Genomic DNA, 17,815 nt, shown 5'->3' with positions numbered 1-17,815 from the left:
GCCCTACTCCGTGGTCAGAAGATAATCGGCAATCCACCGCGCTTCGGCATCGCTCATGATCGGACGCCAAGGCGGCATTGCGGTTCCCGGAATGCCGTCGAGGATCAGTTCCGCGAGATCGTCCGCATCCCAGTGCGACAGGCTTTCGGCGCGCAGATCCGAGCCCAACCCGCCCCTGCGCGTCAGGCCATGGCACGAACCGCAGTCCTGCAGGACCAAGCGTTCGAGCCGCTCGGAATCGACCGCGTCCTCCGCGCAAATCGCCGGCTGCGCAATCAATCCGGTCAGCACGATGATCGCGAATGCTCTAGGCATGGATAATCTCGAAGCTCCGCGAAGCGCGCGTCGCCGCTTCCGGGATAATGTCGTCATTTACAACGGCCATGTCGGCCACGCGCCCGATGATGAACAGCACGGGGCTCGGCATCGGATGCGCCTCGACATCCATGCCAATGCTGTCGAGCCATGAGCGCATCTGTTGTTCGTTTGGGGTTGTAGCCTCGGAAACGGCAAGAACCGGTAGATGCCGCGGCATGCCGGCAGCAATCAGGTTGGACGCGATCTCGCCGATATTGGCCGCGCCCATATAGACGACGAGCGTGGTGTCCGGGTCGGCAAGGCTTTTCCAGTCGAGATCGAGCGGCTCGTCGGCCCGGCGGTGGCCGGTTACATAGCGCACGCCCGTGGCCAATCCGCGATGTGTCAGCGGAACGCCGGTAGAGGCCGCGGTTCCCTGCGCTGCGGTGATACCTGGCACCACCTCAACCGGGATGCCGGCGGCGCGCAATGCGGCGGCCTCTTCCGAGCCGCGACCGAAAATGAACGGATCGCCGCCCTTCAGGCGAACGACCGTTGCGCCTTCGCCGGCAAGCTCGACCAGGATGTCGTTGATCCGCTCCTGCGGCACAGGGTGCGACCCCGCACACTTGCCGACCGGTATCCGCCGCACGCCTGGACGGCCCAATTTGATGATGTCTGGCGAAACCAGCCGGTCGTGGACGATGACGTCGGCTTCATTGATCCGGCGAACGGCCCGGACCGTCAGGAGTTCCGGGTCACCCGGTCCCGCGCCTATGAGGAAGACTTTACCAGTCATTTGCGACCTCGCTTATCGAAATGTCTTGAACCGAATGGTTCCCCGCGAAGCGCGGTCTCGCTTAAAACCGGCTTCAAGAATCGTTTGAAAACCGGCCCGGAGCGTGAAAGGGCGCCTCGCCAGATCATCATTGACCGGTTCGCGCCGGGGCTGTTTGACCTTGGTTAAGCCAGGCCATGGTTTTTCGTTGTCTCTCACGGCTCCACCGTGACCATGCCGATCATCTCCTGCGTCTCCCAATGCGGGCCGCAAAGATATTGCTGGTCGCCGGCATGCCAGAACGTGAACTCGAACGTGTCTTCCGGGAACAGCCGGTCCGATTCGGGTTCGCCGGCATCCTTCAGGTGGACGCTGTGACTCGTGCGCTTGTCGACATTGACCCAGCGCACAGTCGTTCCGACTGGAACGACGAGATGTTCGGGACAGAACCTGTACTTGTACATCGTGACGATGACCGCATCCTCGACGGCCGCCGATGGCCCGCCGAACATCTCGACATACCGCTCCTCGGCTTCCGCACACGTATCCTCGGTCTTGTCATCGCCGAGTGCCATCGGCGCGGTAGCCAGCAACGCCGTCAGGGCAACCGGTATGCAAATGCGCTTGACAGTCATACGACCTCTCCTTTGCTGGAATCGCGAGGCGGTCCGTTCGGACCGCCTCGTCCGGTTCATTGCGCGACCGCGTTGATCTGCGCTGTCTCGTCGCTCAGCGCGAGGCTGGTATTCAGCGTCACGTGGTGGAACCGGGCCGCCGCATAATCATCGTGGATGGCAAAACCGACTGTGTAGGTCTTGCCCGCCTCGATCGGCACATCGCCAGGCGCGCCGGAGTTGAGCGGTCGCGAGAATACCACCGTCCAGACACCGGCCGACAAATTGGCCTCGGCCGCCATCTCTCCGTCATTGACGACGCGGCGCTCAAGCAGATAGCCGTTGCTGGCTGTGCCGTCCTCAAAGACCCTGAGCAGATCGAGATAGGTGCCAGCAGCCAGCAATTCGTCGATCTCTTCCGGCGTCTTCAGCTTGTCCCAACCACCCTGGGCCTTGCCGCGCCGGCCGCGGATCTCGATCTTGGTACGGCTTTCGCTCAGATACTTCGTGATCGCCTTACCAGCCTCGAGTTGACCGGCAACCTCGGCATTGCCCTGGATAGTCTCTGCGCCGGGATCGAACGGCATGTACGCGTTGTCCGCGTGACAGGATGACCAACAGCCGGTCGTTTCGCCCATCTCGATATCGTTGCCCGCGATCATCATGGCGACCTTGATCCGGTTGTCCGGATCCATCTTGCCACCCTCTACGAAGGGAGCCGGATGATGGCCGGCATCCGGCCATTCGATGCGCACATAGAGGTTGTTGGCATCGTGCGCCGCTTGGATCGTGGCGTCGATCGTGCCGCGTTTGCCGGGGATTGGCGTGGGCTCGAGATCGCCGCCGGCGACGATTTTGGTGCCGATCGCCTCCAGTTCCGCGGCGTGGCAGGTCATGCACGAATCGCCGCCCTTGGTCAGCGGTCTTGCCCCACCATGCTGCTTGCCGTTCTGGACCCACTCGAACGAGGCCTGGCCGGGGTAGATCAGCGTCAGGTCGGTTGACGGCACCGCCCCCCAATCGACATTGGGTGCAACATTGCCACCTTCCGCGCTAGCCGCTGCCTTGCCGGCCGCCATGGCGCGCTCTTCGGTGATCGCGGCCTCGACGGCAGCGGCGATCTGTGCCTGGACGGCCTCTTGCCGCGCCTTCTGTTCGGCCTTGTTCGCCGCAGCCTGCTCGGCTTCCTGCGCCTCTATCTTGGCCAGACTGACCCGGTAGGCTTCCGGCACCTCGCGGATGAACCGCGGGTTGGGCGCCTCGAGCGCCTCGAGATACTCGTCGTCGGCACGGTCGCGCAAATCGGAATGGGCGACGCCCTTGTGGCAGTCGATACAGGTCTGTCCCGTCGACATGGCATTGAGGTGCTGCTGGCGGGCGCGTGGCTTCTGGAACTCCGGCATCATCGACTTGAAGTCGTGGCAATTGCGGCATTCGCGCGAATCATTGCCTTTCATCCGCTCCCATTCATGCATCGCCAGTTCGAGCCGTTTTTCCTCGAACTTCTCTTCGGTGTTGATGCTGCCGACCATCTTGCCCCAGAGTTCCTTGGACGCTTGAACCTTGCGGATCATCTTGTGCGTCCAGTCTTTAGGCACGTGGCAGTCCGAGCAGATCGCGCCGACACCGGAACGGTTCACGTCGTGGATCGTGCCCTTGTACTCCTCGTAGACGAAGTCGCGCATCTCGTGACAGGAGATGCAGAATTGCTTGGTGTTGGTGGCTTCCATGACGGTGTTGAAACCGCCCCAAAAAACGATACCGGCGGTAAACATGACCGCCACACCGCCGATGGGCATGCCCAACAGCAGGTAGCGGCGCCAGGCCGGCTTTCTTTGTTCGCTTGGATTGCTCTCGGTCATATCCGGGCTCCGTAGTCGTAATTCTTCTGGCCCGTGTTCTGAGGCCGCAGGCAATCGGATTGCAGGGTTGCCGGGAGCTGTCGCCTGAGCTTCGCATCATTCAGCGCCCGCACCCCGAACCAGGCTGGAAAAAAGGAAGGGCGGGCGAGTTGCCAGCCCTTCCAAAGCGCGAGGTCACATCAGGTGACGTGATTGGAACGGTTGTAGACGTTGAACTTGCCGGTCGGGGCGAAGAGGCCCTTGACCCGTGCTTTTTCTTCAAGCGTCTCGGCGTCGAAAATGACGATCTCGCCGTTCGGTTCCTTCGAGGTTGCCCGATTCCATTTGGAGACCCAGACTTCCGAGCCGTCCTGGTTGAACTCGATGTGGACAGCGACGTTACCTTCTTCCTCGGTAATCTGGATCGTTTCCACGATCTCGCCGGTCTCTTTCGAGATCACCTGAACCGACTGCTGTACTTCGGGTTCCGGGTGCTTGGTCTGGTCCGCCCAGATGTACTTCGAGTTCGGATGGGTCCGGATAAAGAGGCCGGCACCATCGGTCTCGACCTCGTAGCAGACCTTCCAGGCCTGTTCCGGATGGCCGGCCGGGTCGTTCCCCCAAACCGTGACCGTACCTTCACCCAGGTGGGTCGTGCCGCCGACCGGACCGCAATTCGGATCAACCCAGTTGGCGCCCGGGCCGGGGTGCGGCAGAGCGGCAGTGTCGATCATCGCCTCGAGCTTGTGGGTCTCCGTATCGACGACGACCATCTTGTTCGATGCGTTCGCCGCGATCTGGAAATACCGGCCAGACGGATCGAAGAAGCCGTCATGCAGGAACTTGGCGGAGTTGATCTTGTCGATGCGAAGGTTGTCGAGATCGGTGTAGTCGACCTGCCAGAGCTGGCCGAGTTCCTTGACCGCGACGATCCAGGTCGGCTCGTTCGGGGTGGTGTAGATGGCAGCGACGCGGCTTTCTTCCACATACTCCCCGTCGACATTCACGCCGCGCGTGGAGACGACCTTCTTCGGCGCCATGGTTTCTGCATCGACGATTGCGAAGTGCGGAGGCCAGTAGCCGCCACCGATGACGTATTTGCCATCGCCGGACACGGCGACGTCGCGGGCGTCATAGGCAATCTTGACTTCCGCAACCAGCATGTTCTCCGGGTTCTGCCAGAGGTCGATCTTGGTCATCTTGCCGTCGCGGCCCATTGTGTACCAGAAACGGCCGGGATGCTCGGGCTCGGTGATCGAGTGATGCTCGGAGGCTTTCAGAACGTGCACAGCATATCCGGTCGGAATATGCGCGAGCACTTCCTTGGTATCGCCGTCGACGACAGCGACCTTGCCTACGTCACGCTCGATGACGACGAAGAAGTTTTCCCAATTCCGGCCGTGCAGCGGCTCGGTCGGATAATCCTTCGGTTCGACATACACCTTGCGGGTCGCTTCCATCTGGGCAAGCGACATTTCCGGCGGCTTTGGCGGCTCCATCATAATGTATGTCGCCATGTCCTTTATTTCCTGCTCGGTCATGATGTCCGAGAAGTTGTTCATGCCGCCTTCGGTACCCCAGGAGATGATCTTTTCGAGACGCTCCTGGCCGAGTTTCAGCGTGCCACCTTCGGTGACTGTGCCGTCCTTGGCGGTCTTCTTCCATGCTGGTTCTAGGTTCTTGCCCGTCGCGCCTTTGCGCAGAACGCCGTGACAGCCTGCACATCTTTCGAAGTATAGCTGCTTGGAACTCTCAAAGGCCTCCTCGCTCAAGGTAGGCCCTTCAGCGAAGGCGGGCACCGACACGCCGCCCATCAGCAGCGCCAGGCAAGACGCTAGCGCGAAGCCTGTTCCCGTTGTCTTTCTTGGATGTGTCATTCTCCAAACTCCAAATGCTGGTGAGGCGAGGTTCAGATTGCGCACCCCCGACCCAGCTTCCTTGACTTTCGTCAAGGGGCGTCATGGCGACGCAACGCAAGCTTTCGGCATGCGCATGAAAGACCCTGCCAGCGGCTCGTTTGCCTGCCGCAACGCGATACTTGGAGCCGCATCATGAGAGCCACATTGGGCCGCCTCTTCGGCGATGGATTCCGCCTGTTCTTTCTCGCCGCCGGTGTCTTCGGGATGCTGTCGGCGCTCTATTGGGAAGGCTGGCTCGGTGTTCATGCCTTCGGCGGAATGGTCACCGCTCACGCCTTCGCGCACCCACCCTCGGTATGGCATGCCCATGAGATGGTGTTCGGCTATGCCGGCGCGGCGCTGGGCGGTTTCTTTTTGACAGCGGTGCCCAGTTGGACCGGCGCGCGCGCAGCGCGCCATGATTTCATCGGCCTTGCCGCGACCTTGTGGCTTGCTGGCCGGATCGCGGTCTGGATGTCCGCCAGCATACCCGCCTTTGCGGTAGCGGCTATCGATCTGGCATTTCTTCCCGTTCTGGCCGCCAAGATCCTGACCCAGTTGCTGCGCCGCCCGAAGCCGCAGAACATGATGTTCCTCGCGCTCCTGACGCTGCTCTGGCTATCGAACCTCGCTGTTCATGCCGACTGGACCGGTCTCGGCGGCCCGGGCGCAGAAACCGGACTGCGCGCGGGCCTGCTCAGCGTATGCGCCATTATTGCTGTCCTCGGTGGGCGAATCACGCCGGCCTTCACGCGCAATGCGATGAACCGCGCCGGACTGGTCTCCCGCCTGCCCGAGTCACGCAGACCCTTTGACGGAGCCGGTGTCGCCCTGGCGATCCTCGTTCCGCTCGCTGTACTCGCTGGTTTTGCGGACCATTGGGCCGGCGTGCTTGCGCTGCTCTGCGGTGCGGCACAGCTGGCGCGGCTATCGGGCTGGCGCAGCGCCTGGACGCTCGGCAAGCCGATTCTGTGGAGCATGCACGTCGCGTTTGCCATGCTGGCCATCGGATATGTCCTGCTGGGCATCGCATGGCTCGGTTTTGGAAGCGAGATCGCCGCGCTGCATATCCTGGGAATCGGTGCCGTCGGCGGCATGACGCTCGCGGTGATGAGTCGCGCGATTCTCGGCCACACCGGCCGCCCGCTGGTCGCACCCGCGCCCATCGTCGTCGCCTATGGTTGCATGGCCCTGGCCGCCATTGCCCGCTGGATCGGCTCGTCGGCGGCGATCGAGCACTACTTTGCCGCGATGCTGGTTTCCGGCGCTTTCTGGATCGCCGCCATGACGATCTTCGTTTTGGCGATGCTACCGGCAATTCTCGGCCCGAAGCTGTCGGACTGAACGCTCCCCATCGACAATCCCCACAGGGTCTTGACGTTGGTTAAGGCCCCACTGCCGGCCAAGCCGCACCCTGTGAACGCCTAAACCTTCTGAGAAGGAGCAATTCAATGAAAGAAGTCATGACGAAGAGCATGGCGCGCAACATATTTTATGGCGGGTCACTGTTTTTCATCGTCATCTTCCTGGCTCTGTCCGTGCACAGCCATCTTTACATCGTCAATGTGTCGACTGCATCGATGGAACTCACTGACAGCGTCGCCCGGGGCAAGCGGGTCTGGGAAGATAACACCTGTATCAACTGCCATTCCATCCTCGGCGAAGGCGCCTACTACGCCCCGGAAGTCGGCAATGTGATGACCCGTTGGGGCGTCCTTGACGATCCGGAAGCAGCTTTCGAGGTCATGAAGAGCTGGATGGAATCCATGCCGACCGGCATCGAAGGCCGGCGCCAGATGCCGCGGTTCGAGCTGACCGACCAGGAAATCCGCGATCTCACGAACTTCCTGATCTGGACGAACAAGATCGACACCCAGGGCTGGCCGCCCACGGATGCCGGCTAAGGAGCTGAACGCCATGAAATATGAAAGCCAAAAGATCGCATATATCTACTTTGCGGCGGCGCTTGCCCTTTTTGCCATCCAGGTGTTGGGCGGCCTCCTCGCAGGCTGGGTCTATGTGGCACCCAACACCCTTTCCGAATTGCTACCCTTCAACACGATCCGCATGCTGCACACCAACAGCCTGATCGTTTGGCTGCTGCTCGGGTTCTTCGGTGCGGCTTACTTCCTGCTGCCCGAGGAGAGCGAACGCGAAATCCACTCGCCGATGCTCGCTTACCTGCAGCTGGCAATTCTCGTCCTCGGCACCCTCGCCGTCGTCGTGACCTACGTCTTCAACCTGTTTGAAGGCAACTGGTTGCTCGGCAAGGAAGGCCGCGAATTCCTCGAACAGCCGAAATGGGTCAAGGCGGGTATCGTCGTGGCCGCGCTGATCTTCCTCTACAACGTCACCATGACGGTGTTGCAGGGCCGCAAGACAGCCATCACCAACATCCTGTTGCTCGGCCTGTGGGGATTGGCGCTCTTGTTCCTGTTCTCATTCTACAACCCGTCCAACTTGTCGCTCGACAAGCAGTACTGGTGGTACGTCGTGCACCTGTGGGTCGAGGGCGTGTGGGAACTGATAATGGCATCGATTCTCGCCTACCTGATGCTCAAGCTGACCGGCGTTGACCGTGAGGTCGTCGAGAAATGGCTCTATGTCATCGTCGCGGCTGCGCTGTTCTCCGGTATCCTGGGGACCGGCCACCACTACTACTGGATCGGCACGCCCGGCTACTGGCAGTGGATCGGCTCGATCTTCTCGTCGCTCGAAGTCATTCCCTTCTTCGCGATGATGGCCTTTGCCTTCGTCATGGTCTGGAAGGGTCGCCGCGACCATCCCAACAAGGCAGCCCTTTTGTGGAGCCTGGGATGTGCGACGCTGGCCTTCTTCGGCGCCGGCGTCTGGGGTTTCCTGCACACACTGCACGGCGTGAACTTCTACACGCACGGCACGCAGATTACCGCCGCGCACGGTCACCTAGCCTTCTTCGGCGCTTATGTGTCGCTGAACCTGGCGATCATCACCTATGCCATGCCGATCCTGCTGGGACGCGATCCCTACAATCAGGTCCTTAACATGGCTTCCTTCTGGCTGATGGCATCGGGCATGACCTTCATGACCTTCGTGCTGACCTTCGCAGGCACCGTCCAAACGCACCTGCAGCGGGTCATGGGAATGGATTTCATGAGCGTTCAGGACGAGATCTCGATCTTCTTCTGGATGCGGTTCGGTGCAGGCGCGGTGTTCGTGGTGGGCGCATTCCTCTTCATATACGCCGTGTTCGTGCCGATGCGCGAAGTGATCGATCCCTACGATCCGGCTGCCAACGACGTGCCGGCGGAGTAAGAGACGATGAATATGTCCAGCACATATCTGAACGGGGCCACGGCCCCGTTCTACCTCCCCCAGGGCGACGAATGCGAAGTTTTTCAGGCCGCTTACGCAAACAAGCTGCCACTTCTCCTCAAGGGCCCGACCGGGTGTGGCAAGACGAGATTTGTGGCCCACATGGCCGCGCGCCTCGGCCGCCGCCTCTACACGGTCGCCTGCCACGACGACCTGACAGCGGCCGATCTTGTCGGACGCTACCTGCTGAAAGGCGGAGAAACGGCTTGGGTCGACGGTCCGCTGACACGGGCAGTGCGCGAAGGCGCAATCTGCTACCTCGACGAGGTCGTGGAGGCCCGCAAGGACGTCACCGTCGTTGTCCACCCGCTCACCGACGATCGGCGTATCCTGCCGATCGACCGCACCGGGGAGGAGATCGAGGCCGCACCCGGCTTCATGCTCGTCGCCTCCTACAACCCCGGTTACCAGAACATCCTCAAGACGCTGAAACCCTCTACCCGTCAGCGCTTCCTTTCGCTCGAGTTCGACTTTCCGTCGCCCGATCGCGAAACCGAGATCATTGCCGACGAAAGCGGCCTGTCGCGTAATCGCGTCAAGCAACTGGTGCGCCTCGCCGTCAAACTGCGCGGCCTCAAGGGCCAGGATCTCGAAGAGGGTGTGTCGACCCGCCTCGTTGTCTACGCGGCGACCTTGATTTCCACTGGCATGCCGGTGGACCGCGCTGTCCGTACAGCCATGATCGAGCCCCTTACTGAGGACGATGATGTCAAGCGCGGACTTCTCGATCTTGTAACCGCCGTATTTGGGTGAGGCACGGCGTGAGCAAGATCGAAATCGAGCCATGGGAACCCGAAGAAACCGTCGGGAAACTGTGGCACGCGCTGGCCAGCCGTCTCGACGCGCCCGAAGTGTTTTTGGGCGCAGCCGTCAGACTGACGGAAGTCTCGGGACGTCTGGCCGTGTTTTTCCGCGCGCTCGGCGGCGACCCGGCCGTCGAGCTGCGCCCCTCATCCGCAGAAGCCGTCGACCACCGGCTTGGCTGGCGCCGTCGGCTGGGTACCGAGGTCGAACGTTATGCGCGCGCCTCCTTTGACGGCGAAGTGTTGCGGTTGCCTGAGCAACTCGCCGCATTCCCAGCGCGCGAAGCGAATGCGGCTCTGTATGTGTGGCTGACGGCCGCCGCCGCCCATTCTCCCGACTTCGAGCATGTGGAAGACCCTCTGCATCGCGACATCGTCGCGATCCGCGCGGCCACGCGAATGACGCAAGCCGTCCACCACGAGTTGCCGGGGTTGGTTCCGCTGCACAAGGCACTCACCGAAGGCGTGCTGGCATTCCGCCCTATTCGCAAATTGCCGACCCAGGAAACAGCAGTCGAGACCGTCATTCGCAGCCGGCTTGGCGCGAACGACCAAGTCACGGGACTGGCAGCAACCATTGCCAAGGCGGTCGAAACCGGCTCCCTAGACGATCTCCCGCCCGCTGCTCGCGGCTACCGGCCTTTCATACCGGTTCCGATCTGGCCGGGCCTCGTTGCCGTGGAAGCCGGAGCAGCCACCGAAGACGACAGCCCCCCCTCCGATGGGACCGCCGAGGAAGCCGGCGAGCGCATGCACCGCGCCCGGCGGCGCAAATCCGACCAGGCAGCGCGGCAAGACAGCCTGATCCTGCACAAATTCGAAGCGATCCTCAGTTGGGCCGAATTCCTGAACCTGAACCGCCGCGTCGACGATGACGACAATGACGACGCGAAAAAGGCCGCCGACGATCAAGACGAGATCGGCCTCGGCCAGGTCGCCAAGGCGCCGGCAACCCGCCTGAAGCTGCATCTCGATCTCGCGCCGGAAGATGCCGACCGCGAAGCGTTGTCGGATGTTCTGACCTATCCCGAATGGGAGGCGCGGCGTGGCCAGTATCTGCCAGATCATGTCCGGGTGCTCGCTGACTGGGCCGAGCCGGCCGAAGCTCCCGAAATCCGCGATCTGGCCGCACGGCGCCGCATTGACGCCGTGCGCCGGCAGTTCGAAGCGCTGCGCCCGGGCCGCGTCGTTCTTCCAGGGCAGCCCGATGGCGAGGAACTTGATCTCGACGCATGCGTTCGTGCGCAGGTCGATCTTCAGGTGCGTGGCGAAGGCAGCGACCGCATCTGGAGGCAGAGCCGCGCGCAGGCGCGCGATCTTGCCGTCTCGATCCTGCTCGATATCTCTCGCTCGACAGAAAGCGCCGTCTCCGGCCGGCAGGTTATTGAGATCGAACGCGAGGCACTGACGGCACTTGCCTGGGGGCTGGATGCCTGCGGCGACGAGTTCTGCATCGACGCCTTCTCCTCGCTGCGTCGCGACCGCGTCTACCTGACCCGCTGCAAGGATTTCAGTTCGCCCATGTCTTCGCTCGTCGAGGCGCGCATCGCCAGCCTCAGGCCGGGCTTCTACACCCGCATGGGCGCGGCGATCCGCCATGCATCGGCCGGTCTGGCAAAGCAGGCGCGAAAACGTCGCCTCCTGCTGGTTCTGACCGACGGAAAACCCAACGACCTCGATCACTACGAGGGCCGGCACGGCGTGGAGGATACCCGCATGGCCGTGCGCGAAGCGCGGCGCGACGGTCATGCCGTCTTTGCGGTTACGGTGGATGCGCGCGCCAAGGCAAGCTTCACGCGCATGTTCGGTCAATCCGGATTTGCTGTCGTACCCGATCCCAACCGGCTCACCGCCGCCCTGCCGGACATCTACCGGATTATCGTCGGCCGCTAGAAGCGGCCGGTAACGCCATTAGAGAGAGACGCGCCGCCCCGGGCCATCCAGCCCCGTGTCGTCATCGGCAAAGTCGTGCAGATGGCTCAGATCGGTAATGACGGCATGGTTCTGGTTGATCGTGACGCCGTGCGTTTTCAGGCGCGAAAAGGCTCGGCTCAGGCTCTCCGGCTTCATGCCGATGCGGCCGGCGATCAGGATCTTGTCGAATGGCAGCGTTACCGTGCAGGAGCCGGTTTCCTGGTCGGTAAGCGACAGCAGGAACTGCGCCACCCGCTGCGCGCCCGTATGCGCCTTCAGCTGCTCGATCTCGGCCACCAGCGAATGCAGATGCGCAAACGTCGAGGACAGGATGGCGATGCAGACCTCGGGATGAGAGTGCATCACGCTCAGGATGTCAGCCGAAGGGATGAGCACGACCTCGCAATCCGTCGCTGCCTCGGATGCGACCGGATAGACGTCGTTGCGCAGGGCCACCGCCTCGCCGAAGCTGTGGCCGCGGGTGAAAACGCCCACCACCGCTTCCGATCCATTCGCCGTGATCCGGTAGAGCTTTACCCAGCCATCGAGCACGATGTAGACCGAGGTCGCGGGATCGCCATGATCAAACAGGATCTGTCCGCGCGAATAGCGCTTGACAACGGCGCGGCGCAGAAGCGGCGCCGCCACTTCCTCCGGGCAGTTGGAGAGAAGCAGGCTCGAACTGGCGATTTGTTGCCGGCGCGTGTCCATGAAGTCCAATAATACTATACGTCAGAGCTGATGGTAAACCGCGGTTTCGCCGGGGTCTCGGCCCATCGGGCACTCGTCGTCTGCGGCGAACGGACAGTCTGGCATCGGACCGGCGCCGGTCAGGCATGCGCCGCAATGGCCTTCCGGTACAACCGGCGTCTCCTCGCGCGTATCGGGCTTTGCGCTTGACAGGAAATTGGCAATAAAGCCTTTCGCTTTCATGATCCCCTCCCTCTTCAACGGGTTTCCAGGACGCTAGTGGTCCGCCGGCCCGAATACCTTGACCCACGTCAACAGAGGAGGTCACAATTACCCACCAACTCCTGGAAGCTGGCGACCCGGCTGCGAACGCCGGTTCATTCAACGGCCAGGAACTCGACCGGCTTGCTCCAGCTGATCAGCACGACGCAGCCGTCGTCGCTCCACACGCGGTGGCTGCTTCCCGGCTGGTTGATCACGAAATCACCGGCGTTGTAGGTGCCCGCATCATCGCTCTGCGAGCCTTCGAGCACGAGGATCGTCTCGACATCGGGATGCAGATGCGCCGGAACGGAAGCGCCCTGCTGATAGCGCAGCAAAGCCAGCGCAGGCTCGCCCTCGCGCAGCATGTGGATTTCGACGCCGGTCCGAAACGGCTCGAAAGGCAGCTCCTTCCAGCCGCCGATCTGCAGACGGCGATAGACGTTCTGGTCAGCCATCGATCGCCTCCAGGACCGCCGCTGTCGGTGCTGCCCAGCCGACAATGCCGCCTTGCGCGACGATCATGTCGATCGCCGCCGCCTTGAATTCGGGAAAGTAGCTTTCGGTTGCATCGGTCGCCAGAAGGCAGTCGTAGCCGCGATCATTTGCTTCGCGCATCGTGGTCTGGACGCAGACCTCCGTCGTCACGCCGGCGAACACCAGATGGGTCAGCGTACGGGCCTGCAATACCTCGGCGAAGCGTGTCGCGTAGAACGCCCCCTTCCCCGGCTTGTCGATAACCGTTTCGCACGGCAGCGGCGCCAGTTCCGGCACGATCTCGACGCCCGGTTCACCGGCCACGAGCACCCGGCCCATCGGCCCCGGCTCGCCGATCCGCAATTTCGGACTGCCGCGGTCGCGCTTGGCGGGATGCAGGTCGGACAGGTCGGGCCGGTGGCACTCGCGCGTGTGCAGCACCGGCAGGCCGGCATTCCGGAAACCGGCGATCAGCCGCGCCACCGTCGGTATGATCGCTTGCAGGCGGGACACGTCGTTGCCCAGGCTCTCGCCAAATCCGCCCGGCTCGACGAAATCCCTCTGCATGTCGATAACGACAAGGCCAAGCTTCTTGACTGGGCAGGAAAACGCAAACGGCTCCGCGGCAATCTGGATCATGTTCTGGGTCCCGTTGAGGTCACACCAGCTTAGGCCGCTCCTGCGTTGAGTGGAATTGCCCGATTGGCAGTGCTGCGGTGAAAAATCCGCACCGCTCACTCGGCCGTCACGCTTTCCAGCTCCTCCAGCCCCGAAACCAGTTGCTGTACGAACCGGGCCGACGCGACCGGCAACGTCCGCCCACGCTGCTGGCCCAGCAGCAGATTGCCCGGCGCGAAATCCTTGATCGATAGCGGGCGTGAAGTCATCTGCTCATTGGGCGCTATTCCGATCGGAAACTGGAAACTGACGGCGCCTTCGTGCATCACGTAGTTGCGCATGAAATCGAAGGATTCGGATTCGACCACCGTCGCGAATTCCGCGTACCGCCGCTGCTTGAAGGCGTCGTCCAGCAAGACCCGCACCGCATAGTGCGAACTTGGCGCAACGAGCGGGAACTCCACAAGGTCCCGCAGCCGCACGACATTCTTTTTTGCCAGGGGATGATCGACATGCATGGTTGCGTGGATCGGCTGGGCGACTGCGGCGATGATCTCGAAATCGACCATATGCTTGGGTTCGAAGACCAGCGCGATGTCGCTTGCGAAACTGGCCAACTCCTGCTCGGCCGCCAACCTGTCGCGCGTGTTCACGCTGAATGTCACGCCGGGATGCGCCTTTCGATAGCTGGCGATCTGGCGCGGAAGGAAATCCGGCATCAGCGCCTGCGAGCAGGCAATCGAGACATGGCCGCGCCGGGCTCCGGAGAGATCGGCGACAAGCGACTTCAACCGCGCGAGATCGGATTTCTGACGCCGGATGTGCTGCAGCATCAACTCGCCGGCCGCGTTCAGCCGCATGCCCCGGGGCAACCGTTCGAAAATCTCGTAACCGAATTCCTCCTCGAACCGGTTGATCCTGCGGTTCAGGGCCGATGCGGTGATGTTCATGTCTTCGGCCGCCTTGCGGATCGACCCCGCGCGAATGACTGCCTCGACAAAGTCAAAATCGATGAATTGCCGCATCTTGCCTTCCAGATTGATCTAGCGTGCGAAAAAATGCACCGCTTCTCTGAGTTTTTAGCATTTGCAGCACCGGGGGAAAAGAACGCAAGAACATCGTTCAAAACGTAAAGAGAGGAGTCGTCATGGTCCCTTTGACACTGGCGAGCCTGCGAAAGGCCTATGGCGACGGCCTGTCTCCCACCGAAATCGTGGCGCAGGTCTATTCGAACATCCGTAGCGTCGATGACCCGGCCATCTTTCTTTGCCTGTTCGACGAGGAAGAGGTGCTGGAAGAAGCCCGCGCGCTCGGCGAATACGATCCGTCGCGGCCGCTCTGGGGCGTGCCCTATGTCATCAAGGACAACATCGATGTTGCCGGCAAGGTGACCACCGCGGCCTGCCCGGCCTTCGCCTACACGGCACATGAGGACGCTTTCGTCATCAAGCAGTTGCGCGCCGCAGGCGCCCTCCTGATCGGCAAGACCAATCTCGACCAGTTCGCGACCGGTCTTGTTGGCGTGCGCAGCCCCTATGGCGTGCCGAAGAACGCCCTCGATCCCGAGATCGTCCCCGGCGGATCGTCGGCAGGCTCGGCGGTCGCTGTCGCTCACGGCATCGCAACATTCGCGCTCGGCACCGACACTGCGGGATCGGGCCGCGTACCGGCCGCACTGAACAACATTGTCGGATTGAAGCCGACACTTGGCAGCCTGTCGGCCACGGGTCTAGTTCCCGCCTGCCGGACACTGGACACCATCTCGGTCTTTGCGCTGACGGTTGGCGACGCCTACACCGCATTCCAGGCGGCTGCCGGGTACGATCCAGCCGACAGCTACTCGAAACACATTGCCGTCCCGAACCTGACACAACAGAACGCGCCGGTCGTCGGCGTGCCAACGCCCGAAAGCCTCCGCTTCTTTGGCGACGAGGTGCAGGCTGCTTCGTTCAAGAACGCGCTTGAGCGACTTGCGGCGCTGGGCGCGACCATCCGCGAGATCGACTTCGGGCCGCTCTACGATGTCGCCGAGATGCTCTACGAGGGCGCATGGGTGGCGGAGCGCTACGCTGCCATCGAGACGATGATGACCGAACAGCCGGACGACGTGTATCCGGTCACGCGCAAGATCATCGGCGCAGCGGAGCGGCTGTCGGCTGCTGACGCCTTCAAGGGAATGTACCGGCTGAAGGATCTCGTCCGTCAGGCCGAACCATCGCTTGCCGGTCTCGATATGCTCTGCGTCCCGACCATCCCGACGTTTTACTCGGTCGAAGACCTCGAGGCCGACCCGGTCCAGCCGAACAGCAATTTCGGCACCTACACCAATTTCGTGAACCTGATGGACATGTGCGGCATCGCCGTACCGACGCCCGTGCGCAGCGACGGCCGTCCCGGCAGCATCACGCTTCTTGCCCCGGCTGGCGAAGACGCACGGATCGCCGCTTTCGCCACGCTGATCGAAGCCGAGGGCGAACGGACACTCGGCGCGACCGGTTGGGCGCGCCCCGCACCGCCGGCGCTCGAAGCCGCCCCTGCCGACACGATCGATATCGCGGTGTGCGGCGCGCATATGTCGGGCCTGCCGCTCAACGGCGACCTGACCTCTCGCGGCGCGGTTTTTGTCTCGGCAGCAGAGACTTCTGCCGACTACGCTTTCTACGCCTTGCCAGGCGCCGGCGTGGCACGGCCGGGCCTTGTGCGGATCCCGGATGGAACCGGCGCGCGCATCAAGCTTGAGGTCTGGCGCATGCCGCTTTCCTCATTTGGCAGCTTCATGGCGACGATCCCGCAACCGCTTGGCATCGGCACGTTGAATCTCGCGGATGGCTCCACTGTTCAGGGCTTTCTGTGCGAGGCAGTCGCCACCGAGGACGCGGAAGACATATCGAAGCTGGCCGACTGGCGACGGTATCTCAACGCCTGATCGCCTTGTTCACCCGTTTGGACAGTTCACGGGCCGCGTCAGCGGCCCTCTTTTTTCACGAACCATCTACCGCTGCATTTTTTGCATCGGTCGTACGAAAAACTAGCACAATTCAGAACCGCTCTCCTGTGCGACTGTGCGTTTCGGCATAAACCAAGCCCGCAAACGCCAATCCCACAAGGTAGAAACGGGCGCATTTGAACAGGGGTGTCACGTGAAGAGAACCATTTCCATGAACCGCCGTCATTTCCTTGCATCGGCTGCCGCCGCTGGCGGGGCAGCGCTCACCGCTGGTGCGTTTTCGGGCACCGCGCTCGCTGCTGACGACCTGACTGTCGGCTTCATCTATGTCGGCCCGAAGGACGATTTCGGCTACAACCAGGCGCATGCCGAGGGCGCGGCCGCCGTCAAGCAGATGGCTGGCGTCAAGGTGATCGAGGAAGAGAATGTGCCTGAGACCGTGGATGTTCAAAACACCATGGAATCGATGATCAATCTCGATGGCGCGACGCTGCTGTTCCCGACTTCGTTCGGTTACTTCGACCCGCACATCCTCAAGGTTGCGCCTAAATACTCGGGCGTCCGCTTCCAGCATGCCGCCGGCTTGTGGTCGGCCGACAAGCACCCGATGAATGTCGGCTCCTACTTCGGCTATATCGGCATGGGCCAGTACCTGAACGGCGTGACCGCCGGCCACGCCACGAAGTCCAAGAAGATCGGCTTCGTTGCCGCCAAGCCGATCCCGCAAGTCCTGCTCAACATCAACTCCTTCCTGCTCGGTGCCCGTTCCGTCGATCCGGAAATCACCTGTCAGGTCATCTTCACCGGCGAATGGTCGCTGGCGGTCAAGGAAGCCGAGGCAACCAATGCGCTCGCCGACCAGGGCTGCGACGTCATCACCTGCCATGTCGACGGACCGAAGGTCGTCATGGAGACGGCCGCCGGTCGCGGCGCCTATGTGTGCGGCTATCACGCCAACCAGTCGCCGCTCGCGCCCGAACAGTACCTGACCGGCGCCGAATGGAATTGGGCCGACGTCTATACCGGCTTCGTGCAGACCGTTCTCGATGGCGGCACGATCGACAACTTCGTACGTGGTGGCCTGACCGACGGCTTCATCAAGATGTCGCCGCTCGGCCCGTCCGTTTCCGACGCGGCCCGCAACCAGTTCGAGGCCACCAAGGCCGAAATCATGAAGGGCGGCTTCGCGGTCATCAAGGGCCCGATGAAGGACAACAAAGGCAATGTCATTGCCGCCGAAGGCCAGGCCTTCCCCGAGGATGACATCGCTCTCGAAAGCATGGACTACCTCGTCGAAGGCGTGATCGGCTCCACAAGCTGATC

General features: G+C 62.2%; 17 protein-coding genes and 1 pseudogene. 7 read left to right on the top strand and 11 right to left on the bottom strand.

Annotation, left to right across the window (positions count from 1 at the left end):
- Positions 1–3: 3 nt before the first annotated feature.
- The 6 genes and pseudogenes from ACO06R_RS10250 to ACO06R_RS10225 form a co-directional block, all read right to left on the bottom strand.
- Positions 4–315: a c-type cytochrome gene (locus ACO06R_RS10250; RefSeq protein WP_421848966.1), complete on the bottom strand. Its 312-nt coding sequence runs from the start codon at positions 313–315 to the stop codon at positions 4–6.
- On the bottom strand, positions 308–1,096 hold the full coding sequence (gene cobA, locus ACO06R_RS10245; RefSeq protein WP_421848963.1) for a uroporphyrinogen-III C-methyltransferase: 789 nt from the start codon (positions 1,094–1,096) through the stop codon (positions 308–310). Before cobA ends, ACO06R_RS10250 begins: the two co-directional genes overlap by 8 nt.
- A 194-nt stretch (positions 1,097–1,290) precedes the next feature.
- Positions 1,291–1,710 (bottom strand): cupredoxin domain-containing protein, encoded by a 420-nt coding sequence (locus tag ACO06R_RS10240; RefSeq protein WP_421848960.1) that lies wholly within the window; start codon positions 1,708–1,710, stop codon positions 1,291–1,293.
- A gap of 56 nt (positions 1,711–1,766) precedes the next feature.
- A complete protein-coding gene (locus ACO06R_RS10235; RefSeq protein ID WP_421859336.1) occupies positions 1,767–2,921 on the bottom strand; it encodes an ethylbenzene dehydrogenase-related protein in 1,155 nt (384 codons plus the stop codon).
- Between the two features lie 75 nt (positions 2,922–2,996).
- Positions 2,997–3,488 (bottom strand): annotated as a pseudogene (locus tag ACO06R_RS10230) (NapC/NirT family cytochrome c); the annotation flags it as partial.
- A gap of 242 nt (positions 3,489–3,730) precedes the next feature.
- The gene (locus tag ACO06R_RS10225) at positions 3,731–5,407 is read right to left on the bottom strand and encodes a cytochrome D1 domain-containing protein (protein ID WP_421848957.1); all 1,677 of its coding nucleotides are present in this window, start codon (positions 5,405–5,407) and stop codon (positions 3,731–3,733) included.
- Between the two features lie 174 nt (positions 5,408–5,581).
- On the opposite strand from ACO06R_RS10225, the gene ACO06R_RS10220 reads away from it, so the two are divergent.
- The 5 genes from ACO06R_RS10220 (at position 5,582) to ACO06R_RS10200 (ending at position 11,478) form a co-directional block, all read left to right on the top strand.
- A complete protein-coding gene (locus tag ACO06R_RS10220) occupies positions 5,582–6,772 on the top strand; it encodes an NnrS family protein (RefSeq protein ID WP_421848953.1) in 1,191 nt (396 codons plus the stop codon).
- A 107-nt stretch (positions 6,773–6,879) separates the two neighbouring features.
- The gene (locus ACO06R_RS10215; protein ID WP_421848950.1) at positions 6,880–7,332 is read left to right on the top strand and encodes a c-type cytochrome; all 453 of its coding nucleotides are present in this window, start codon (positions 6,880–6,882) and stop codon (positions 7,330–7,332) included.
- Between the two features lie 13 nt (positions 7,333–7,345).
- Positions 7,346–8,722 (top strand): cbb3-type cytochrome c oxidase subunit I, encoded by a 1,377-nt coding sequence (locus ACO06R_RS10210; protein ID WP_421848946.1) that lies wholly within the window; start codon positions 7,346–7,348, stop codon positions 8,720–8,722.
- A gap of 6 nt (positions 8,723–8,728) precedes the next feature.
- Complete coding sequence (locus ACO06R_RS10205; RefSeq protein ID WP_421848943.1) at positions 8,729–9,535, top strand: CbbQ/NirQ/NorQ/GpvN family protein; 807 nt, start codon at positions 8,729–8,731, stop codon at positions 9,533–9,535.
- 8 nt (positions 9,536–9,543) lie between these two features.
- Complete coding sequence (locus tag ACO06R_RS10200) at positions 9,544–11,478, top strand: nitric oxide reductase activation protein NorD (protein WP_421848940.1); 1,935 nt, start codon at positions 9,544–9,546, stop codon at positions 11,476–11,478.
- Positions 11,479–11,496: 18 nt separating this feature from the next.
- Here ACO06R_RS10200 and ACO06R_RS10195 read toward each other — a convergent pair whose 3' ends face one another.
- The 5 genes from ACO06R_RS10195 to ACO06R_RS10175 form a co-directional block, all read right to left on the bottom strand.
- On the bottom strand, positions 11,497–12,210 hold the full coding sequence (locus tag ACO06R_RS10195; RefSeq protein WP_421848937.1) for a Crp/Fnr family transcriptional regulator: 714 nt from the start codon (positions 12,208–12,210) through the stop codon (positions 11,497–11,499).
- Between the two features lie 21 nt (positions 12,211–12,231).
- Complete coding sequence (locus tag ACO06R_RS10190) at positions 12,232–12,432, bottom strand: hypothetical protein (protein WP_421848934.1); 201 nt, start codon at positions 12,430–12,432, stop codon at positions 12,232–12,234.
- A gap of 134 nt (positions 12,433–12,566) precedes the next feature.
- Entirely contained in the window at positions 12,567–12,908 is a 342-nt protein-coding gene (locus ACO06R_RS10185; protein ID WP_421848932.1) for a cupin domain-containing protein, read from the bottom strand.
- Positions 12,901–13,566, bottom strand: a complete 666-nt coding sequence (locus tag ACO06R_RS10180) for a cysteine hydrolase family protein (protein ID WP_421848929.1) — start codon at positions 13,564–13,566, stop codon at positions 12,901–12,903. Before ACO06R_RS10180 ends, ACO06R_RS10185 begins: the two co-directional genes overlap by 8 nt.
- Before the next feature lie 95 nt (positions 13,567–13,661).
- The gene (locus tag ACO06R_RS10175) at positions 13,662–14,570 is read right to left on the bottom strand and encodes a LysR family transcriptional regulator (RefSeq protein WP_421848926.1); all 909 of its coding nucleotides are present in this window, start codon (positions 14,568–14,570) and stop codon (positions 13,662–13,664) included.
- A gap of 122 nt (positions 14,571–14,692) precedes the next feature.
- Between ACO06R_RS10175 and atzF the strand changes: the two genes are divergently transcribed.
- Together atzF and ACO06R_RS10165 are read left to right on the top strand one after the other, a co-directional pair.
- Complete coding sequence (gene atzF, locus ACO06R_RS10170) at positions 14,693–16,471, top strand: allophanate hydrolase (RefSeq protein ID WP_421848923.1); 1,779 nt, start codon at positions 14,693–14,695, stop codon at positions 16,469–16,471.
- 232 nt (positions 16,472–16,703) lie between these two features.
- The gene (locus ACO06R_RS10165; RefSeq protein ID WP_421848919.1) at positions 16,704–17,813 is read left to right on the top strand and encodes a BMP family ABC transporter substrate-binding protein; all 1,110 of its coding nucleotides are present in this window, start codon (positions 16,704–16,706) and stop codon (positions 17,811–17,813) included.
- The last annotated feature ends 2 nt before the right edge of the window (positions 17,814–17,815 follow it).

It is taken from the genome of Oricola sp., from assembly GCF_965230365.1.
In the GTDB taxonomy this organism is placed as follows: domain Bacteria; phylum Pseudomonadota; class Alphaproteobacteria; order Rhizobiales; family Rhizobiaceae; genus Oricola.
The sequence above is the reverse complement of the archived record's forward strand: the minus strand, read 5'-3'. Positions and strand labels throughout refer to the sequence as shown.

What these genes read in the sequence shown, in the direction of transcription:
- ACO06R_RS10250 (WP_421848966.1), bottom strand. Translation starts at nt 315, where the DNA reads ATGCCTAGAGCATTCGCGATCATCGTGCTGACCGGATTGATTGCGCAG.
- cobA (WP_421848963.1), bottom strand. Translation starts at nt 1,096, where the DNA reads ATGACTGGTAAAGTCTTCCTCATAGGCGCGGGACCGGGTGACCCGGAA.
- ACO06R_RS10240 (WP_421848960.1), bottom strand. Translation starts at nt 1,710, where the DNA reads ATGACTGTCAAGCGCATTTGCATACCGGTTGCCCTGACGGCGTTGCTG.
- ACO06R_RS10225 (WP_421848957.1), bottom strand. Translation starts at nt 5,407, where the DNA reads ATGACACATCCAAGAAAGACAACGGGAACAGGCTTCGCGCTAGCGTCT.
- ACO06R_RS10220 (WP_421848953.1), top strand. Translation starts at nt 5,582, where the DNA reads ATGAGAGCCACATTGGGCCGCCTCTTCGGCGATGGATTCCGCCTGTTC.
- ACO06R_RS10215 (WP_421848950.1), top strand. Translation starts at nt 6,880, where the DNA reads ATGAAAGAAGTCATGACGAAGAGCATGGCGCGCAACATATTTTATGGC.
- ACO06R_RS10210 (WP_421848946.1), top strand. Translation starts at nt 7,346, where the DNA reads ATGAAATATGAAAGCCAAAAGATCGCATATATCTACTTTGCGGCGGCG.
- ACO06R_RS10205 (WP_421848943.1), top strand. Translation starts at nt 8,729, where the DNA reads ATGAATATGTCCAGCACATATCTGAACGGGGCCACGGCCCCGTTCTAC.
- ACO06R_RS10195 (WP_421848937.1), bottom strand. Translation starts at nt 12,210, where the DNA reads ATGGACACGCGCCGGCAACAAATCGCCAGTTCGAGCCTGCTTCTCTCC.
- ACO06R_RS10190 (WP_421848934.1), bottom strand. Translation starts at nt 12,432, where the DNA reads ATGAAAGCGAAAGGCTTTATTGCCAATTTCCTGTCAAGCGCAAAGCCC.
- ACO06R_RS10185 (WP_421848932.1), bottom strand. Translation starts at nt 12,908, where the DNA reads ATGGCTGACCAGAACGTCTATCGCCGTCTGCAGATCGGCGGCTGGAAG.
- ACO06R_RS10180 (WP_421848929.1), bottom strand. Translation starts at nt 13,566, where the DNA reads ATGATCCAGATTGCCGCGGAGCCGTTTGCGTTTTCCTGCCCAGTCAAG.
- ACO06R_RS10175 (WP_421848926.1), bottom strand. Translation starts at nt 14,570, where the DNA reads ATGCGGCAATTCATCGATTTTGACTTTGTCGAGGCAGTCATTCGCGCG.
- atzF (WP_421848923.1), top strand. Translation starts at nt 14,693, where the DNA reads ATGGTCCCTTTGACACTGGCGAGCCTGCGAAAGGCCTATGGCGACGGC.
- ACO06R_RS10165 (WP_421848919.1), top strand. Translation starts at nt 16,704, where the DNA reads ATGAACCGCCGTCATTTCCTTGCATCGGCTGCCGCCGCTGGCGGGGCA.